The sequence below is a fragment of the Streptomyces zagrosensis genome (assembly GCF_014203645.1).
Lineage (GTDB): Bacteria > Actinomycetota > Actinomycetes > Streptomycetales > Streptomycetaceae > Streptomyces > Streptomyces zagrosensis.
The window spans coordinates 682,281-700,851 of the sequence record NZ_JACHJL010000002.1 but is presented as its reverse complement, the minus strand read 5'-3'; the positions used below and the strand labels follow the sequence as shown (position 1 = coordinate 700,851).

The following is an 18,571-nucleotide window of genomic DNA, read 5'->3' as shown; positions in this document are numbered from 1 at the left end:
TCTCCTCCTAGGGCTTCACCTCTCGGGCGGCCTTGTACATCGCCTCCCACATCTCCAGTTGAATCTTCAGCGTCTCCTTCGCGCCATAGCCGATCTCTGCGACGTCGGCGTCGGTGTCGCAGTTGTTCTGGACGCACTTCCTTGCATCGGCGGCATGGCGTTCTTCAACGCCGTCTTGGCCGACGTGAACGTTGAAGTAGATCTCCACATCGGTGACGAAGTCGGATGCCGGTAGCTTGTTGTTGCCGGCGCGAAACGCCGTACGGCAGACGTGCAGCATCTTGTCGGCGTGGGACTCCAAAGCCATCGCGACGCCCAGCATGCGGTGGTAGTTGGCGCCCACCAGCTCCAGGGTCCGCTCACGGAACGCGAACGTCTCGGGGATGACCAGCCCGCTATCCCGCGCGTTCTTCACGAGCAACGGCGGCAGCCCGAATTCGGCCTGACCATACAGATTGTGGGCGTTTTCCATCAACACCTCGTGACACTTCGATGCCTCCCCGTTTCCGGTTTCCTCGTTGAGGATGTAGGAGAACAGGACGAGCGTGTCTCGATCGTCGTTGGCCGCCGCCTGCGCGCACACGTAGGCGACGCTTTTCACCGTCCCCTGCGTGCGCTGGAAGAAGTTCGCCCGGTGAAAGGCGTACGTCTCGCTGTTCCATGGCGTGCTCTCCAGGAACGTGAAGTATTGGTTGCCGTAGACCGGGTGTTGCTCCAACTCATCCATGAGCGCTGTGACTTGTTCGCGACGTGCGATGGACGTGCTTGTCGTCATCTTGCTTCGCCCCCAGTTCACACAGGTCTGAGTCGTGGCCAGCAAGGTGCTGAATTGACCACAATCCACTGGATAAGCGCCTTACCGACGCGTTCGATTGGGCATGATCACCATCAGCGGTCATCGTGGCGGTCCGGCAGGCGATGCGCGGGAGCTCAACCCGGACATTCACCTTCTCAAGACCCGGTCGCCGATGTAGGCGGGTGGGTCCTTGAAGGAATAGTCACCCCCAGGTGAGCCATGCCGACCACCCCGGCGCTCGTTCTCGTTTCATGATTACGTACAGGCCGCTACGGGGAACGGCCTTTACCGGCCACTTGTCGCCGGCCCGGCTCGCTGCCCCGAAGACGGTTCTGTATCTCGATCGGAAACAGCTGTCTGGGGGCCAGAGTTGATCACGATGGTGCGGCAGTGGCAGTGACAGTGGCAGTGAGCCTTGTCCGACCTCATGCCTCAGCGTGAAGTCGGACAAAGACGGCTGGGCGGTCGCTGTGATGCGGTTGGTGCTCCTGTCGTTCAAAGACGGGCGGACAAGCACGCGAAGCTCCTGGCGGACACAGTGGTCTCGGTCGAGACCTCGTCCATCAGGAGCTTCTTCGTCGCGCAGGACTGTGCGCCTCGCCCTCGGCGCCCACAGCTTGGGCGCGGCTCGGTGGCCGACGCGCTCACACCCGCCCCGCAACAGCCCTCGACTCGCACCGCATCCCGCCACCGAGGCGGGCGAACGGGACTCCCTTCGGGCCCCCGGGGGTCAGGGCAGGGTACGGAAGAAGTCGCGTATGTCGCTGACGAGTTGCCCAGGCGCCTCCATGGACAGGAAATGACCACCGTTGTCGAGTTCGATCCAGCGCACGATGTTGTGGTCGCGCTCGGCCCAGGGGCGCACGGTGACGTCGTGAGCGGACAGCAGGACACCGGTGGACACCGTGCCGCGCTGAGCCGACGCCCAGTCCCCTCCGGCCTCGCCCTGCTCCTGCCCGCCACCTTGCTGGCCGTTGTGCCCGCCGTCGTGCCCGCCGTCTTGCCCACCGGCGTTCCAGTCGGCCGCCTGGGCCGATGCGCCCTCAGTGCTGGAGTCGCCTTCCGCGCCGCTCCAGTCGCTGTCTTCGCTGTCTTCGCTGTCTTCGCTGTCTTCGCTGTCGGACCAGTCGTTTGCGGAGATGGTCTCGTAATAGATCTGGGCGGCCGAACCTGCGGTGGCGGTCAGCCAGTACAGCGAGATGCCGGTGAGGAAGCGGTCGCGGTCGATGCTGGCCTCGGGCAGCCCGTCCTCGGGGGCGGTGAGTTCCTTGAACTTCTCCACAATCCAAGCGAGTTGGCCGGCAGGTGAGTCAGTGAGGGCGTAGGCGACGGTCTGCGGTCGCTTGGAGTTGCACTGTAGGTAGCCGTCGTTGAAGTTCTGCATGCGCTGCCAGCGGCGCTGGTCGGCCTCGGAGAGACCGTCCATTTCGCCCTCGGCGCCGACCGGGAAGGTGATCATGGCGTTCAGGTGGATGCCGATGACCTTGTCGGGACAGTGCTTGCCTACTTCGGGAGCCACCCAGGACCCGACGTCATAGCCGTGCACGCCGTAGCGGTCGTATCCGAGCCGGTCCATCAGCTCAACCAGAAGCCCAGCCATGCGGGCCGGGCCCATGCCGGGACCAGCCAGCGGGGTGGAGAAGCCGAAGCCGGGCAGGGAGGGGATGACCAGGTGGAAGGCGTCGGTCGGCTGGCCGCCGTGCGGGACCGGGTCCGTCAGCGGACCGATGACATCGAGGAAGTCGGCAAAGGTGCCGGGCCAGCCATGCAGGAGCAGCAGCGGGACGGCCTCTGCGTGCGGAGAGCGCACGTGCAGGAAGTGCAGGTTCTGCCCGTCGATGGTGGTGGCGAACTGCGGGTGGGAATTGAGCTCAGCTTCGTGGGCGCGCCAGTCGTACTCGGCGGCCCAGTACGTGACGAGTTCCTTCATGTACGACAGGGGCACGCCACGGTCCCAGCCGACGTCGGGCAACTCGGCGGGCCAGCGGGTACGAGCCAGACGCTCGGTGAGGTCGTCGAGGTCGGACTGGGGGATATCGATACGGAAGGGCTTGATTTCCTGGTTCGTGGCGTCCATGCGCCGACCCTACGAAGCATTTAGGACAGATACCGTCCTCAGTGCTGAGGGGGCTGAGCTGCATGCTGGATACCTCCGCGCGGCTGCTGGAGTTGCTGTCGCTGCTCCAGTTCGGGCACGACTGCCCCGGCAGTGAACTCGCCAACCGTCTCGGCGTAACCACCCGCACAGTCCGCCGCGGCATCGAGCGGTTGCGCGACCTTGGCTACCCGGTCCGGGCCCTGCAAGGAACGGCCGGATACCGCCTCGGCGCGGGGACCCCGCTGCCGCCTCTGCTCCTGGACGACGAGGAGGCCATCGCCGTTACGGTGGGGCTGCGCACCACGGCAGGCAGCTCGGTCACCGGCATAGAGGAGACCGCGCTGCGCGCGCTGGCCACACTCGAACAGGTCCTACCCGCCAGGCTGCGCCATCGCGTGCAAACCCTGCAAGCGGCCACCGCCCACGTGGCAGCGACCGGGCCCGCGGTCAGCTCCGACGCCCTGATGGGGCTTCGTCGCCTAGCGGGGTTGCCATGACCGGTGTTCGATGGGCACTACTACGATCACCGGTCATGGACTGGCTGGAGCGCGTCGCGAAGCTGAGACAGTGGGCCAGGAGCGGGGCACGTGCTCCGCATAAGCCGCTGCTGTTCCTGTATGCCCTTGGCCGCTTCCAGCAGGATGCGGACGGCGAGCTGCGGTACAGCGCGGTGGAGGAAGACCTGAAGCAGCTGCTGGCCGAGTACGGCCCGCCGAACAAAACGACGCCTTCCTACCCCTTTCACCATCTGGTCACTGACGGGGTGTGGGAGGTGCGCACCGATCGCGGGCCGGGCAGCCCCGGCAGCGGAGTGCTGGAGCTGCGGGCGGCCGGGGCCGCAGGGCGGCTGGCGCCCGAGCTGCGGGCGGCACTGCGCCGGGAGCCGCCGCTGTTGGGGCGGATGGCGCAGGTACTGCTCGACCTCAACTTCCCGCCGTCGCTCCACGGCGAGCTGTGCGAAGCCGTTGGTCTGGAGCTGGAGCCAGTGGAAACCGTACGGGTCTTGGCCGTGCAACGGCGGCGTGACCCGCGGATGCGGGAGTTGGTGCTGACCGCTTACGAGTACCAGTGCGCCTTCTGCGGTTTCGACGGCAGGATCGGCGCGATGCCCGTTGGGCTGGAGGCCGCACACGTGCGCTGGTGGGCGTTCGAAGGCCCGGACGACGTAGACAACGGCGTGTGCCTGTGTTCACTGCATCACAAGCTATTCGACAGGGGCGTCCTCGGCATCGGCGACGGCCACCGCATCCTGGTCTCACAGCGCTTCGTCGGCCACAGCCCCACTGCCCGCGACCAGGTCATAGCACTCGCGGGCCGACCACTGGTCGGCCCACAACCGGGCGCTCATCCCATTGCGGCGGCTTATCGCTCCTGGCACACCAACGAGGTCTTCCGCGGCCTTCCGCGCCCGGCAACCGCGGCCTGACCGCGCACGGTTCGCCGCCTGGCGCCCGTGTCCGCCCCTGGCCGCACCCGGCGTCCGGACCCCAGATTGGGAGCTTCCACGCCATACCCCCCTCGCGGCATTCGGCCCCCGCCGGCGTAAGGCTCACGCCGCACCCCACACACGCCGTACGGAGATCCACTTCCGTTACGGTGAGGGCATGCTGTGACGCCTGCCCGGAATCCGGGCGCCCCCGCCGTCTCCTTCGTAGCCGATACCTGTGGACACCACGAAGGAGACCTTGAGATGAGTACGTCGTATTCCCTGGCCGTGCCGGGCGCGTTCGCCGCGTCGTACGGGCAGGGCGACCCGGCCCGCCGTGCCTGGGTCGCTGCGCTGCCTGGGCTTGCTGCTGAGGTGATGGACCGCTGGTCCTTGCGTGCCGATGGCGCCCCTGGCCATGGCATGGCCTCGGTTGTGCTGCCGGTGGCCTGCGCTGATGGCACCCTTGCCGTGCTGAAGCTCCAGCGGATTAGTGCGGAGACCGCGGGGGTGGTGCCTGGTTTGCGGGCGTGGGACGGCGATGGGGTGGTTCGTCTGCTCGACTATGCCCCGGATAGCGGCACCATGCTGCTTGAGCGGTTGGACGCGGCTCGTCCGCTTTCCTCGGTGGCTGAGGACACGGTGGCCATGCGGATCATCGCCGGGCTGCTGGCCCGGCTCACCGCGGTGGCCGCGCCGGCTGACGTGCCGCAACTGGCTGACATTGCCACCGCCATGCTCGGCGAGGTGCCGGGCGCCGTGCCGCTGCTGAGCGACCCGGCCGAGCGCCGGTTGGTGCGCACCTGCGCATCCGCGGTGGCCGAGTTGGTCGGCGAGCCCGGCGACCGGTTGCTGCACTGGGACCTGCACTACGACAACGTCCTGGCCGGGGTGCGCGAGCCCTGGCTGGCCATCGACCCCGAACCGCTGGCCGGCGACCCCGCGTTCGACCTGCTGCCCGCCATGGACAACCGGTGGTCGGACGTCATCGCGAGCGGTGACGTGTCCCGTACGGTGCTCCGCCGCTTCGACCTGCTGACCGAGGCGCTGAGCCTGGACCGGCGGCGGGCCACCGGTTGGACGCTCGGCCGCGTCCTGCAAAACGCGTTGTGGGACATCGAGGATGGCAAGACCGTTTTAGAGCCGGCCCAAGTCGCCATCTCTAGGGCCCTGTTGGACCGGCGGGCCAAAGGCTGATAGTCCTGCTCAGCCATGGCACGGGCCCCGGACGGAGAGGTGCACCCTCTGTGTCCGGGGCCCAGCCCCGGGCGTGGGTCGGTGTCGGTTCGTGTCGCGCAGTGGCTGGTCTTGTGTGCGCTACTTCCGCAAGGTACAGGTCGCCTGGGCCGTCTTGCTCGGGTCGCTTTCGGAGCGTGCGGTGAGCGTGATCTTGCCTCGGTGCTGGGCACCCGGCTTCGCGGTCACGGCCACGTCAACCGGGACCGACGTACCGGCGGCGGTCGTGGTGAGCCGGTTGGGGAGCCAGGCCGACCAGCCGCGGCCGGAGGCCCGGGCCGACAGCCGATAGACGTCCGATGACAGATACGGGTCAGCCTCGTCGGCATTGTCACCGGTGCGCGCAGCAGTGGCTTCGCCGGTGTTGGTGAGGGGGAAGGTGCACAGCGCGCGGCCCTTCGTGGGCTTGCCCTGCGCCGTGCCCCGATCGAGGTCGATGCCGCGGGCCTGGCTACCGCTGCCGTCCAGCGACTTGACGCCCACGGTGTAGGAGAGCACGCCGGAGGAATTGCGCCGCACGTCGAGGACGTAGAAGTGCAGCCGGTTGGCCTCGTCCACGTACTCGTACGAACTGCCGGAGTCGGCCCCCGCGTGGAAAAGTGCGTCGCTGAGTTGCCGGTAGTCGCCCATGGTGATCTTCTGCGGGGTGCCATCGGGGCGCTTGAAGTCCACCATGTCGATGTCCTCGGAATGTGCGTCAACGACCCAGGCGAACGGCGCCCGGTCCGCGTTCTTCGTCTTGCTGAGCAGGACCCCGTTGTCCGGCGTGAACGAATCCATGCCCATGCGGTCCACGACCTCGACGGTGTAGTTCTGGTAACCACCGCCGTCGCACAGTGGGTCGGTCGCGCGGTCGCACTGCGGCGATAGGTCTCGGCCCATGGTGATGTTGACGCCGGTCAGCCCCTTTTTGCCGGGTGGCGCTGAGCGTGCGGTGACGCGGGCGACGGCCATTCCCGAGTCCTTGAGTGCGTCCCGATCGAGCCGCAGGACGTTCTTCTCATCGACGATGCCGAGCTTCATCTTGTCCCGCAGCACATGGTGAGCGCCCATGGAGCCGCCGGCGGTGGCGGGGGTATGCCAGCGGGCGTGTGGCCCCCCGGGGCCGTTGAACGAGCCTCGCGAGAGCATGCCCCAAATGCCGGTGTACGAGCGGCTGAGCGGTGTGCCGTAGGGGTTGTTGTAATTGTCCGCAATGCCCAGGATGTGGCTGAGTTCATGGGCGTACACGGCCATGCCCGAGCTCTCGGCCTGGGTGGAGGAGCCGTCCGCAGCGTTGGGCCAGATACGGGCCGCCGCCTGCCAGGACGTCCACGGTACGTAGCGGGTCGCGGCGGCGTTGCTCTTGTCGGCGGTGGGGGTCGGTGGGCCCCAGTCGGCCGGTACGTCCTTGGCGCTGGGGAACTTCATCTGCCCGAACTCCTGCCACGCGGAGGACTCGTCCACCCCGGCGGTCAGGAAGAAGACGAAGTCGAACTCCTTGGGCTTGTCGGAACCCACGTCGGCGATCCAGGCGCGTTTGCCATCGGTACGCAGGTCCTTGCCGCAGGTGTCTCCCACGGGGCACGCGCCGGGGTTCATGCCGGGCTCGATGCCGTACTGGTAGGACTTGTGCGGCAGTTGGTACACGCCGAAGGCCGACAGCTCGACGCCCATGCGACCGCCGGAGTCCTCCATCCAGTATTCGTTGATGGTGTGGCCCCGATTGAGCTTGTTCGGCTTGTTGAGGAAGTCCTCGTAGAACTGGGGGAGTCGCTCGCGCGGGATGTCCGATGCGCTGGGCAGTGGATTGCCGAACCGCGCGGTGCCCGCGGGTTTGCTGACCGAGAACTCTTCATCGGGGTAGTCCAGGAGCACCAGGGCGCCCTTGAAGGTGCGTTGCGTGGGCTTGGTCGCGGGGTTGGCCCAGTCGGTGCCGGGGACCGAGCGGTACTCGGCCCAGGTCATGTCGTCCGGATTGCGCCACTGCTGCGGGTCGATCGGCTGGACGAGCGGTGGGCGCGTCGGGCGGCCGGCTTCCTGCGGCGTCCCTGCGGGCCCTGTGTCGGGCAGCGCTCCCGCGGGCCCTGCGGCCAGGGCGGCCAGCACGCCGAGCACCAGGGCGACGATGCTCAAGCGGCGTGTGCGGTGCGTGTGGCGCATGGGGCGCGCGCGGCCAGGAGCGGAGGCGTGGCCCGAGCCCGGTATACGGTCCGAGCCGCCCGGGTTACGGCCCGCTCCGGGTATACGGCCCGCCAGCGGCGGGCGCTGGCCGGCTCGTACGCGGGAACCGAAAAACGCCCAGGTCGAGGGGCGAGCGGGGTGGAGGTGGCGGCTCTGAGGGAGACGACAGAGACGGCGCACATGCCTGAGGCTGGGGAAGCGCGGGAGGCGGCGGAGGTGGGGCCGGGAGACGCGAAGTGCGCGGGGTATGCGGCGTACGCGGCGGGCGCCAAGTAGGCGGCGAGCGCGTCGGGCGCGCGTGCGGCGGAAGAGCATGACTCACCTCGTTGTCTGAAGACACCGGATGTGAACATGGCAAGCCGTTCAATGGGGGTTACCCATCGCGGTCAAGGTAAGGCGGGGGGCGCCGGGGCGCCAGAGTGCCGACATCGCATGCGTGGGGCGAGGGCGTGCGGTACGCACGTGCGGGCGCGGCGCGGGCAGGGGCGCGCGGGCCGACCGGGCCGCGCAACAGGTCAACAGTCCGCTGCTCACCCACGATGGGCCGCCGAGTGGGTACCCGAGTGACCATGGGCGAGATGTTGATCGGTACGTGTTCATGGACAGACCGCGCTCTGGTGGCCAGCGGCTGGTACCCGCCGGACCAGCGAGACGCGGAGGGAAGGCTGCGCTACTACGCGAAGCAGTTCCCCGTAGTGGAGGTCGATGCCACCTACTACGCGCTGCCCAGCCGCCGCAACAGCCTGCTGTGGGCCGCGCGCACCCCCGCTGGCTTCCGCTTCGATGTGAAGGCGTTCTCCCTGTTGACCGGGCATCCGACTCGTACGGAGGCGCTGCCCGCGACGTTACGACACGCGCTGCGCGGGCGATCGGCGCGCGCGGCATGGGCGACCTGGGCGGCGGGCGGTGGTGGCGCAGACGCGGAGCTCATGGACGAGGTGTGGGAGCGGTTCAGCGGCGCGCTTGAACCGCTGCGGCAGGCAGGGCGGTTGGGAACACTGCTGTTCCAGTTTCCCCCGTGGTTCGCACCCGGCGCACGGTCGGAAGAGGCTCTCGGCCGGTGCGTGGCGCGCGCGGCCGGGTGGCCGGTCGCGGTGGAGTTCCGGCACCCCGATTGGTGGGGAGGCGAGCGGCGCGAGGCCACCGCTGCGTTACTCACCGAACTGGGCGCGACCGCCGTGGCAGTGGACATGACGCAAACACTGCCGGTCTCGGTGCCACCCGTCACCCCCATCACCACACGCAGGCTGGCGGTGGTGCGCTTCCACGGCCGCAACGCGGCCTGGGGGTCCGGCAGCAAGGAGGAACGCTTTCGTCACGCGTACGCGGAGGCCGAACTGGCGGAGTGGATACCGCGAGTACGACGGCTAGCGGAGGGAACCGACGAGGTACACGTCCTCTTCAACAACTGCTGCGCGGACGCGGCCGTCCGCGCCGCCGAGTCGATGCGGGGTTTGCTGGCGCAGGCCACTTCGGGATGACGGGCACCGTGGCACAACGGGGAGGGGGAGTGCAGGGGGAAGTTCAGCGGTGGCTGCGTAGGTGTTCTCGCAGCGCGGTGCGTGCGTCGGCGTACGCAACGGGGTTGCGCCCGGCACGCGCCCGTTGACGCCGCCGCGCCAGCTCACGGCAGGTGGCACAGTGCGGATGGGTCTGCGGAGTGCCGAAGTCGTCGCCCGCGAGAGTCATGTGCCGTACCTCCCCACCGTGATGTGTACGCCGAGCGCGAGGGATACGGTCCCGTCGCGCGGTACGAGCGTGGCCCCGGTAGCGGTGCTCTGGACACCGTGAATGGTCCGCGTCAGCTCACCGAGCGCGATCTCGTCGCCCTCGCGCGCCTGGCGAGCGGCCACCACCTGACGGAGGCGGTACTGCCGGGCAGCCAGGCGGGGCAAGGGGATCACCGGCGGGTCTCCTTCACCGGCGGGAGGGATACCGCGGCTCGCAGGGCACGGCGCATCACGTCGTCTAGGTCCTCGCTGGGCGCCCACCGCCTATGGTGAGGCGCGGCGTGGCAGGTGCACGGGCTGAGCTCGCCGGCCGCCAAGCGCTCGTCCCTGCCCGCGACCCACCCACCGTCAACGACTAACGTCATGCGCTCGGGGCGGCGAAAGTCCGTGGCCAAGACGCGATGGTTGCGCGGCAGTTCCAAACCGAGCGCCGACGCGATCCGCTCAGCTGCCGAAACCAGCAACTCCCCGGGGCGCAGGATGACGCCCGGAACCTGCCACGGGTTGGTGTCGTCGCGGGTCAGTAGGACCTGCGGCATGCCGCCGCTCACGTCCCCCGGGTCATCGGGGGTCAGAGGGCGCCACACCATCAGCCTGACGCGTACGTGAGGGGCGTCGGCCGCCTCCCGCGTATCGTCCCGGGGGCCTGCCGGTCCGAGGCCGCATTGCTCGGGCGCCTTGCCGTTGGTGGTCATGACCCCGGCCACTTGCGCACCATCCGACCAGAAGAACCCGCCGTGCCCGGCGAGCGCATCCAGCGGCAGTTGAACGCGGTAGACGTTAGACCGCACCTCCCCGGGCTCCGACGCCCTCGGGTCGAACAACGCCTCCTCATAGGCGTGTTGAAACACTGCGTCCGTGACGGGAACCCATCCCCATGCGGTACCGGACAGGTCGGCACCAGCGAGAAAAAACCGCAGCACGGGGCCGTTGGCGGTGTGCACGGTGTGGTGACCGGTCAGCACCAGGGCTCGCCTTTCGGCCTCGGCTCGCTCGGCGCCGGCCTTCTGGTGCTCCGCACGCCGATGAGCGTGCAGCGTCTCTACGGCTTCGCGGTACTGGGGCCAGTCCCGCAGCGTGTGAGCGCGGTCCCGGGTGATGATGACGGCCCGGCACGTGGCGCACGGCGCGGCAGTGGGCCAGCTGTCAGCGTCGTCCCTCGGCTCCTGGTCGTGCCTGTCGATCAACGCGGCCAACTTCGCATCGGCCGGTTCGGGAGCGGGAGTATCACTCATCGGCTCGCCCCCTGCCGGTCACTACAGACACGACCACACGGGCACGTGCTCTCATCCATGACTGCCTGCCTCTTTCAGGTGGCCTACGCCCCGGACCGTCGCCACGGTTGCGGGGGCCTTGCTCGCTCTAGGCAACCGCTCCGACACAGACAGCGGTACTGTGGCGCCCCAACTGGCCTTGAAATCTCGTGCAATCCTGCCGGGGGTATCATGACAAATCGGACGCCAAACGAGCGGTTGCAGGGGCTGCACCGCGAAGCGGGATGGACCCTTCGACAGTTCGCGCAGGGCGTGAACCGCGTCGGTACCGAACGCGGCACGCCGACGAGCTACAGCGCGTCAACCGTGTGGGCATGGCTAGATGGCGTAGTGCCTGCCAGCGCGAGCGCCCGAGCACTTGTTGTGGAGGCGTTAGCGCGGCGCCTGGGACGCGCGCTCACCCTGGAAGACGCCGGCTTCCCACAGCTAAAGGGTAGTTCGAACGTGCGACCGGGTAGTGATGTGGTGGACGACTTGATCGAGCTCGGGAGGGTACTCGTGGACTCGTCGCGACGTCGCGTTGTGGGGGTGGGCCTCTTCTCCGTGGCGCTCGCCATCCCTGGATGGTCAGACGTGGTGGGGCGGGCGCATGCGGTCCAGATAAACCCTCATGCGAGGATCGGTCAGGCAGAGGTGGACTCCGTCATTGCGATCACCGATCGTCTAGGCGAGCTCGACGGCGAGCACGGCGGCCAGCACGCCCGCCCGATGGCGAGCACGTATCTCGCCCACACAGTGGCCCCCTACCTCAAAGCGTCGGCCACGGAGCCCGTCCGCAAAGCCATGCTGTCCGCAGCCGCGATGTCCTGCTACCTCACCGGGTGGATGGCTGTGGACGAGGGACTGAACGGATTGGCGCAGCGGTACTACGTCAAGGGACTGGAGTTGGCAGGCGCCGCTGATGACCGCCTGACGTACTGCCACATTCTCCGGGGCATCAGCGTTCAGGCCGCGAACTTGGGCCACGGCGCAACCGCCACCCGTTACGCGAACGCCGCCGCTGACGCCGCGCCTGTGTCCACGCCGCGCATGCGCGCGTTCATGGCTGGTCAGCAGGCGCACGGGTACGCCATGACGGACGCCAAGAAGAACGCACTGCGCAGCCTGCGCGAGACGGAACGCGCCCTGGACCAGGAATCGAGTCGTCCCGGCACGTTCGGTGGCTTCAACTACGCCACTTTGGCTTACGCCACCGCACAGGTCCGTTACGAGTTGGGCGACGTGAGGGGTAGCGTGCGGTCGCTTCATGATCACTTCAAGCTACGAGACACCTCCGACAGCCGCCGCAGCGCCTTGACCTTCGGCGGACTGCTGGCCGAGCGGCAGCTAGAGGTAGGCCACCTGGACGCCGCATGCGCCACCTGGTCCGGAGTGCTGGACTCCTATCCCGCCATGCATTCGGGGCGGGTGGACGACCACGTACGCACCGCCGTCAAGCTCTTGAGCCCCTACCGGACGAACAGCACCGCACGCGCCATCCATGAGCGAGCGCGCGCTGCCCTGGCGCAGCGGAGCGCCTAGCGGCGCGGCCGGTGAGCCACACGCCCCCTACATGCGTGACGCGTCGGCTTGGCCCCTCCCCCAGGGCGGACCCAGACCTACGCTCGCCACATGGCCAATCAGCCTCAACCCCAGCCACACCCCCGCTCGTATTGGACCCCGATCCAGGGCATCGGCGGACGCCCGACCATGGGATGCCCCCGCCAGTGCGGTTCATACGTCGAAGGGGTGCCGGAAGGCAATCGCGTCCGGTGGACGTGCAAAAACCCGGCATGCGGCTACTACATCCACAGCTAGCAGCGAAGAGACAGGAATGCCGTGCATCGTCCGCGGGTGCCCAGGCATCATGCAGGCCGTGCCCAACGGGGCGGCCGTCGTGATGTGAATTTGCTCGGTGGACGGTAGCCACACCGCCGACAGCTCACCAGGACGCAGAAAATCGCGTGTGCGCCCGTGCGGTCGGTGATTACCCTGGTCGTATGTCTACGCCCCGGATCTCTTAGCTCCAGGACTCGCTTCCACGGCCCCCGTGTGTCCTTTTGCTTCTCCGGAGCGTCATCTCATGATCACTGTTCGTGGTATGGACGTGCGCGTCGGCGCCCGTCTGCTGCTGTCCAACGTCTCCTTCCACATCGCCCCCGGCGACCGCATCGGCCTGGTCGGTCGTAACGGCGCGGGCAAGTCCACCGTGCTCAGCCTGCTGGCCGGGCAGGCGAAGCCCGCGGCCGGGAGCATCACGCGCACCGGCCCCGTCAGCTACCTCCCGCAGGACTCCCGGGCCGCCGCTCCCACGGCCACCGTCATCAACCGAGTGCTCTCCGCGCGCGGCCTCGACCAGGCCGTACACGCGCTGCGCGGCGCCGAGACCGCGATGGCCGAGGCCGCGAACCCAGCCGCCCAGGAGCGGGCAATGGACGCGTACGCGCGGGCCGAGGCCGAATTCCAGGCGCGCGGCGGGTACGCGGCCGAGGCGGAGGCCGCCCGGGTCATGGCCGGACTCGGCCTTCCGGTACGGGTGATGGGCCAGCCGGTCGGTGAGTTGTCCGGCGGGCAGCGACGGCGCGTCGAACTAGCCCGCATCCTGTTCTCCGGACACGACACGCTGCTGCTCGACGAGCCGACCAACCATCTGGACGCCGACTCCGTCGCCTGGCTGCACACCTTCCTCGCGGGCCACCAGGGCGCCCTCGTACTGATCAGCCACGACACTGCCCTGATCGCCGACACCGTCAATCGCGTCTTCCACCTGGACCAGGACAGCGCCACGCTCACGGTGCACAACACCGGTTGGCGCGCGTACCTCGCCCAGCGCGACGCCGACGAGCGGCGCCGGGGCCGGGAACGGACCAACGCCGAGCGCAAGGCCGCGGCCCTGCATGCACAGGCGGACAAGATGCGCGCGCGGGTGGCGACGGCCACGGCCGCGAAGAACATGGCGCGCCGCGCCGATCGCATGCTGGCCGACCTGGAACCGGCCCGACGACGGGAAAAGGTAGCCAGGTTCCGGCTGCCCGAACCCGCCCCGTGCGGGCGCATGCCGTTGGGCGCGGTGCGCCTGGCCAAGGCGTACGGGCAGCATCGAGTGCTCGACGGTGTCGATCTGGCCGTGGACCGAGGCAGCCGGCTGGTGATCCTGGGCCTCAACGGCGCGGGCAAGACGACGCTGTTGCGGCTCCTGGCCGGACATGAACGGCCCGACAGCGGACGGGTAGTGCCAGGGCCGGGGCTGCGGCTCGGGTACTTCGCGCAGGAGCACGACACATTGGACGGCGCGCGTACGGTACGGGACAACCTCGCCAGCGCTGCGCCGCAGCTCACCGATGGCGAGGTACGACGGGTACTCGGCTCCTTCCTGTTCAGCGGGGACGACGCCGGGAAGCCAGCCGGCGTCCTGTCCGGCGGCGAGAAGACCCGGCTCGCGCTCGCCGGCCTCGTCCACTCGGGCGCCAACGTGCTACTCCTCGACGAGCCGACCAACAACCTCGACCCGGCATCACGCGATGAGGTGCTCGGTGCGGTCGGCACGTACCCGGGCGCGATCGTCATGGTGACCCACGACGAAGGCGCCATCGCGGCCCTGCGCCCGGACCGGGTCCTGCTGCTCCCGGAAGCGGACGAGGACCTGTGGAACGACACATACCTGGAACTGGTCGGCATGTCGTAAGCCGGGGGTGCGCTACGAGCGCGGTAACCGCCGTACTGCGGCCGGCTCGCTGGGTGGCGCTCAGTTCGTCGGCTCGGCAGGTCCGGGTCCGGGTCCGGTGGGCCTTCCTCCGTATGGGTGATAGCCCCTTCGTTGCAGCGTTCCCCGTCCACGCAGGGCCTAGCTTGGCGGGTTGGTGAACCTGGTGGCTGGTTCCACTGACCGGAGGTGCTTCGCATGCAAGGTCCCGCTCCGCATGACACCCAGCGCACTGACGAGGCCGCGGGTGTGTGCGCCGCGATGTCCCCCGAGGCCGTGGACAACCTGCTGGCCGAGCTCGGTACGGCCGCCATCCAGGTTTTGAGCGAGGCCGAAGCCGTGGTGCGGCGCAAGAACGAACTCCGGGACATCGACGAGGACCTGATCGATCGGCGCCACGAGTCGGGGGCCAACCCGTACGCCCCCGATTCGGCACTTGCCTCGGTGCGGGCCCGGTTAGCCGGGCGCTCCGCCGTGCTGCATGGCGAGGCTGCTCGTGAGTTCGTGGCGTGGTGGGCCGACGCGGCCACCGTCGCGCTGGTCACAGCGGCCTGCCGGGCCTCGCCCCACGAGTACCGCATGGTGGCCGCGAATCCAGAGGTCGCGATGGATGACGAGGGCTTGGCGCAGTTGCCCGAGGTGCCGGAGCGTTCGCGGCAGCTCATCGAGTTGGGCGCCCATATGCACGACAACGGCGACGGGTTGTGGGAGATGGTCACCGATTTGGCCACTCGCTGCGGGATGCGGATCGGCCAGGACGCGGACGGAGAGGTGTCCGTGTACGAGGACGGCTTCGCGGACTCGCGGCGCCACCGGCTCTGGGGCGACCACTGGGCCGACCATCGGGTGCCTGCTCTGCCGACCTGCGAGCAACTCAGCTGGCTTCTGGCCGACGCGCCACCCGGCGTACTCGTTCGCCTCCAGACCGCTATCGAGGCGATCGACGCGACGTTGGTCGCCAAGACGCGCGCCGAGCGCCTGGAGGCGAAGAACGACCCTTGGACGGCCGAGGAAATCGTCGAGCACAGCACTCTGTCCGGCCAGGTGGACGGCCTCACCCGACTGCTGGCCGACTACGCGCAGGCCGCTGCCGCCGGTGTGCCCGCCGCCCGTGCCATGCCGCACCGCGATCGCCGGGAAGCTGCCATCGACGCACTGAACAGCGAGCATTGCCACCGGCTGCCGGCGAGTGACATCGCCGGTTAAGGGGTACGGAACACCATTGGTCGCGACGGGTGAGCAAGCGCCTCGATAGGGCGGCGCCGGCCCGTTGAGGGAGCGCTCACGGGCAGGTTGGGTGGCTTGTGGTGGGCCCGCCGCACTGGCTACCAAGCCATCGCTGGGGTACCCACAAGTAAATCCAAGGATTGACGCGAGCTTTCGCCACGGTTGACGATCTTTGCCGGACCCGGTTGCGCCGGTTCCGAGCAGGGACCGGGGCCACCGGTGCCGCGAGCGATCGGAAGGTGAGCCGTGGAAGCGCTTGAGGCGGTGGTCATCGGGGGTGCGGGCATCGTGGCGGGGGCCATGAACGCGGTCGTCGGTTCGGGGACGCTCATCACCTTCCCCACCCTGTTGGCCTTCGGCTATCCGCCGGTGCTCGCCAACGTCTCCAACAACATCGGCCTGGTGCCCGGCTCGGCCAGTGCCGCGTACGGTTACCGGCGCGAACTTCGCGGCCAGCGCGGGCGGGTCCTGCGACTTGCCACCGCATCGCTGCTCGGTGGGCTGATCGGAGCGCTCGTACTGCTGAAACTCCCGGCGTCCGCGTTTGATGCCGTGGTGCCCGTGCTCATCCTCATCGCCTGTGTGCTCGTCCTCCTCCAACCACGCCTGAACCGCTGGGTGAGCAACCGGAAAGGCAGCCGTCGCAGCCGTGATGGTGGCGTACCGGTGTGGTGTGGCGTGCTGGGTACGGGCATGTACGGGGGGTACTTCGGGGCGGCTCAAGGAGTGCTCATGATGGGCCTGTTCGGTGCCGTACTCGACGAGGACCTGCAACGCCTCAACGCCGTAAAAAACGTGTTGTCCTGCCTGGTGAACGGCATCGCGGCCGTCGTCTTCATCGCCGCCGCGAACGTTTCCTGGCCCGCCGCCGGGGTGATCGCGGTCGGCTCCACCCTCGGTGGCATGCTCGGCGCCCGCATCGGCCGCAAACTGTCGCCCGCCGTGCTGCGCGGCATCATCGTCGCCGTTGGTCTTACGGCGTCGGTGACGGTGATACTGCGCTGAACCGGCCCCATCCGCCTCGCCCCCGTCCCACTTCGCGCCGCTCCTCCGACCCGTGCAGCTCGCGCAGCTCGTACGGCTCAGGCGGCTCATGCATCCCATACGTCCTATACGTCCCGTACGGCTCGTGCTGCCGTCATCGCAGTTCTCGTACGACCTCGCCGAGGATCGCCACGCCCTCCGCGATCAGGGCCGGGGTGGTCGCGGCGTAGCCGAGTACCAGGCCCGGGGGGTGCGGGCGTTGGGTGTGCCAGGACAGTGGATGGAGTGTCACGCCGCGGGCCAGCGCCTCGGCGGCGAGCGCGGTGTCGGGGACGGCGGGCCGCAGGGCCGTGGTGCCCTGCGGTGTCGCCGAGTCGGCGGGCGCGAAGGTGATCATCAGGTGCAGGCCCGCCGCGGCACCGTGGACGACCGCGCCAGGCAGCTGGGTTTTGATCGCCGTAATCATCGCGTCCCTACGCTGCCGGTGGCGTCGGCGGAGCAACCGAAGTTGCCGTTCCAACTCACCCGACTCCATCAACCGGGCCAGCACGAGTTGCGGCAGTACGGCGTTGCCCAGGTCCGCGAACCGTTTCGCGTCCACCAGCGCCTCCCGATACGCGGGTGGCGCCAGCACCCAGCCCACGCGCAGCGCCGGGGCCAGGAGCTTGGACACGCTGCCGGCGTAGCAGACCCGTTCCGCGAGCATGGAGCGCAGCGCGGGCACCGGCGGCCGGTCGTAGCGGTGCTCCGCGTCGTAGTCGTCCTCGACGATCAACCCGCCGTCCGCTGCCCAGCCCATCAGCTCCCGCCGCCGCTGGCCGCCGAGTACCACACCGGTCGGGAACTGGTGCGCCGGAGTCAGCAGCGCGGCCCGCGCACCACTGGCCCGCAACGCGTCCACCCGCATCCCATCCGCGTCCACGGGCACCGGCGGCGTCGCCAGGCCCCAGTGGCGTAGATGCTGCCGAAGGCCGAGCGAACCCGGGTCCTCCACAGCGATTTCCCCGATCCCCGCACCCCCCAACACCTGCCCGATCAGGCCGAGCGCCTGCGCCGTGCCGGCCACGATCAGCACCTCGGCGGGGTCTGCCCGGATGCCCCGGTTACGGGCCAGCCAGGAGGCCACGGCCGCGCGCAGCGCCAGCGTTCCGCGCGGGTCCCCGTAACCGAAGTCGGTCGCGGACGCGTCGCGGAGTACGAGGCGTTCCGCGCGCAGCCACGCCGTGCGGGGGAAGACGGTCAGGTCGGGGCGGCCAGGTGACAGATCAATACGGGACGGCGCCTCCCGGAGCACGTCAAAGATGTCCGCGGCCGGCGGGAGCCTGAACACGTCGGCGAGGGCCGCCCCCAATCCGCTGGCCACCTCGGACGATGGCACCCCCGCCGAAAGCGACTCCGCTGGCGACGCCGACGCCGACGCAAACGCCGCTGGCGGTGGGGAGGCGGATCGGGATGGCGATGGGGACGGGGGCGGGGGTGGCGCCGACAGTGACGGTGCTGGTGGTGCTGGTGCTGGTGCCGATGACGGCGGCGGGCCCTGCGCAGCGATCAAGGACCCCATCAGCCCCACCGGCGCCGCCACCACGATCGTGCCGCCGCGCCCGTGGCCCGCTACGTGGCCGTCCTCCGACAGCCGCCGATACGCATCGGTCACCACGCCGCGCGACACGCGCAATTCCGCCGCGAGTATGCGGGTCGCGGGCAGCCTGCCACCCACCGGCAAGCGACCATCCGCGATCGCCGCCCGCAGCCGTCCGGCCAACCACTCCGTGAGTCCGCCGGGCGGGGCGTCACCTGCGTCGAGCTGGAGGAAGTCCGAGCCACCGGCAGCCGGTCGCGCCGTTATGGACTGGTGAGCCGCCTCCTCTTTGGACCTGTTCATCAGGCCATTGTCGCCGGCAGGCTAAACCCATGGACACAGCGAAGCCCATGGACACAGCAGAATCCGTAGTCGC

At 68.9% G+C, this 18,571-nt stretch carries 14 protein-coding genes and 1 pseudogene; 8 read left to right on the top strand and 7 right to left on the bottom strand.

Going from position 1 to position 18,571, the window contains the following annotated elements:
- Positions 1–7: 7 nt before the first annotated feature.
- Positions 8–775, bottom strand: a complete 768-nt coding sequence (locus FHS42_RS06575) for an iron-containing redox enzyme family protein (protein ID WP_184569616.1) — start codon at positions 773–775, stop codon at positions 8–10.
- 751 nt (positions 776–1,526) lie between these two features.
- The gene (locus FHS42_RS06570; protein WP_184569613.1) at positions 1,527–2,873 is read right to left on the bottom strand and encodes an epoxide hydrolase family protein; all 1,347 of its coding nucleotides are present in this window, start codon (positions 2,871–2,873) and stop codon (positions 1,527–1,529) included.
- Positions 2,874–2,935: 62 nt separating this feature from the next.
- Here FHS42_RS06570 and FHS42_RS06565 point away from each other — a divergent pair.
- From FHS42_RS06565 to FHS42_RS06555, 3 genes and pseudogenes are all read left to right on the top strand, one after another.
- Positions 2,936–3,367 (top strand): annotated as a pseudogene (locus FHS42_RS06565) (helix-turn-helix transcriptional regulator); the annotation flags it as partial.
- Positions 3,368–3,426: 59 nt separating this feature from the next.
- Positions 3,427–4,320: a phosphorothioated DNA-binding restriction endonuclease gene (locus FHS42_RS06560; RefSeq protein ID WP_184569609.1), complete on the top strand. Its 894-nt coding sequence runs from the start codon at positions 3,427–3,429 to the stop codon at positions 4,318–4,320.
- A gap of 264 nt (positions 4,321–4,584) precedes the next feature.
- Positions 4,585–5,517: an aminoglycoside phosphotransferase family protein gene (locus tag FHS42_RS06555; protein ID WP_184569607.1), complete on the top strand. Its 933-nt coding sequence runs from the start codon at positions 4,585–4,587 to the stop codon at positions 5,515–5,517.
- 120 nt (positions 5,518–5,637) lie between these two features.
- Here FHS42_RS06555 and FHS42_RS06550 read toward each other — a convergent pair whose 3' ends face one another.
- Complete coding sequence (locus FHS42_RS06550) at positions 5,638–7,671, bottom strand: M6 family metalloprotease domain-containing protein (RefSeq protein WP_246494233.1); 2,034 nt, start codon at positions 7,669–7,671, stop codon at positions 5,638–5,640.
- Between the two features lie 617 nt (positions 7,672–8,288).
- Between FHS42_RS06550 and FHS42_RS06545 the strand changes: the two genes are divergently transcribed.
- Positions 8,289–9,200: a DUF72 domain-containing protein gene (locus FHS42_RS06545; protein ID WP_184569603.1), complete on the top strand. Its 912-nt coding sequence runs from the start codon at positions 8,289–8,291 to the stop codon at positions 9,198–9,200.
- Positions 9,201–9,243: 43 nt separating this feature from the next.
- On the opposite strand, the gene FHS42_RS06540 is transcribed toward FHS42_RS06545, so the two are convergent.
- Genes FHS42_RS06540 through FHS42_RS06530 form a run of 3 tightly spaced genes read right to left on the bottom strand, consistent with a single transcriptional unit; the run spans position 9,244 to position 10,684 of the window.
- On the bottom strand, positions 9,244–9,408 hold the full coding sequence (locus FHS42_RS06540) for a hypothetical protein (protein WP_184569601.1): 165 nt from the start codon (positions 9,406–9,408) through the stop codon (positions 9,244–9,246).
- The gene (locus tag FHS42_RS06535) at positions 9,405–9,623 is read right to left on the bottom strand and encodes a hypothetical protein (protein WP_184569599.1); all 219 of its coding nucleotides are present in this window, start codon (positions 9,621–9,623) and stop codon (positions 9,405–9,407) included. The genes FHS42_RS06540 and FHS42_RS06535 overlap by 4 nt, the downstream gene beginning before the upstream one ends.
- Positions 9,620–10,684 carry a hypothetical protein gene (locus tag FHS42_RS06530; protein ID WP_184569597.1) on the bottom strand — a complete coding sequence of 355 codons (1,065 nt, stop codon included), beginning with the start codon at positions 10,682–10,684 and terminating at the stop codon, positions 9,620–9,622. Before FHS42_RS06530 ends, FHS42_RS06535 begins: the two co-directional genes overlap by 4 nt.
- Positions 10,685–10,741: 57 nt before the next feature.
- Here FHS42_RS06530 and FHS42_RS39475 point away from each other — a divergent pair, with 57 nt between their 5' ends.
- From FHS42_RS39475 to FHS42_RS06510, 4 genes are all read left to right on the top strand, one after another.
- Positions 10,742–12,244 carry an NsdA family TPR-like regulatory protein gene (locus FHS42_RS39475; protein ID WP_512700933.1) on the top strand — a complete coding sequence of 501 codons (1,503 nt, stop codon included), beginning with the start codon at positions 10,742–10,744 and terminating at the stop codon, positions 12,242–12,244.
- 541 nt (positions 12,245–12,785) lie between these two features.
- On the top strand, positions 12,786–14,387 hold the full coding sequence (locus tag FHS42_RS06520) for an ABC-F family ATP-binding cassette domain-containing protein (protein ID WP_184569593.1): 1,602 nt from the start codon (positions 12,786–12,788) through the stop codon (positions 14,385–14,387).
- Between the two features lie 216 nt (positions 14,388–14,603).
- Positions 14,604–15,611 carry a hypothetical protein gene (locus FHS42_RS06515; protein WP_184569592.1) on the top strand — a complete coding sequence of 336 codons (1,008 nt, stop codon included), beginning with the start codon at positions 14,604–14,606 and terminating at the stop codon, positions 15,609–15,611.
- 267 nt (positions 15,612–15,878) lie between these two features.
- Complete coding sequence (locus tag FHS42_RS06510; protein WP_184569591.1) at positions 15,879–16,637, top strand: sulfite exporter TauE/SafE family protein; 759 nt, start codon at positions 15,879–15,881, stop codon at positions 16,635–16,637.
- 133 nt (positions 16,638–16,770) lie between these two features.
- On the opposite strand, the gene FHS42_RS06505 is transcribed toward FHS42_RS06510, so the two are convergent.
- The gene (locus tag FHS42_RS06505; protein ID WP_184569590.1) at positions 16,771–18,498 is read right to left on the bottom strand and encodes an aminotransferase-like domain-containing protein; all 1,728 of its coding nucleotides are present in this window, start codon (positions 18,496–18,498) and stop codon (positions 16,771–16,773) included.
- Positions 18,499–18,571: the final 73 nt, after the last annotated feature.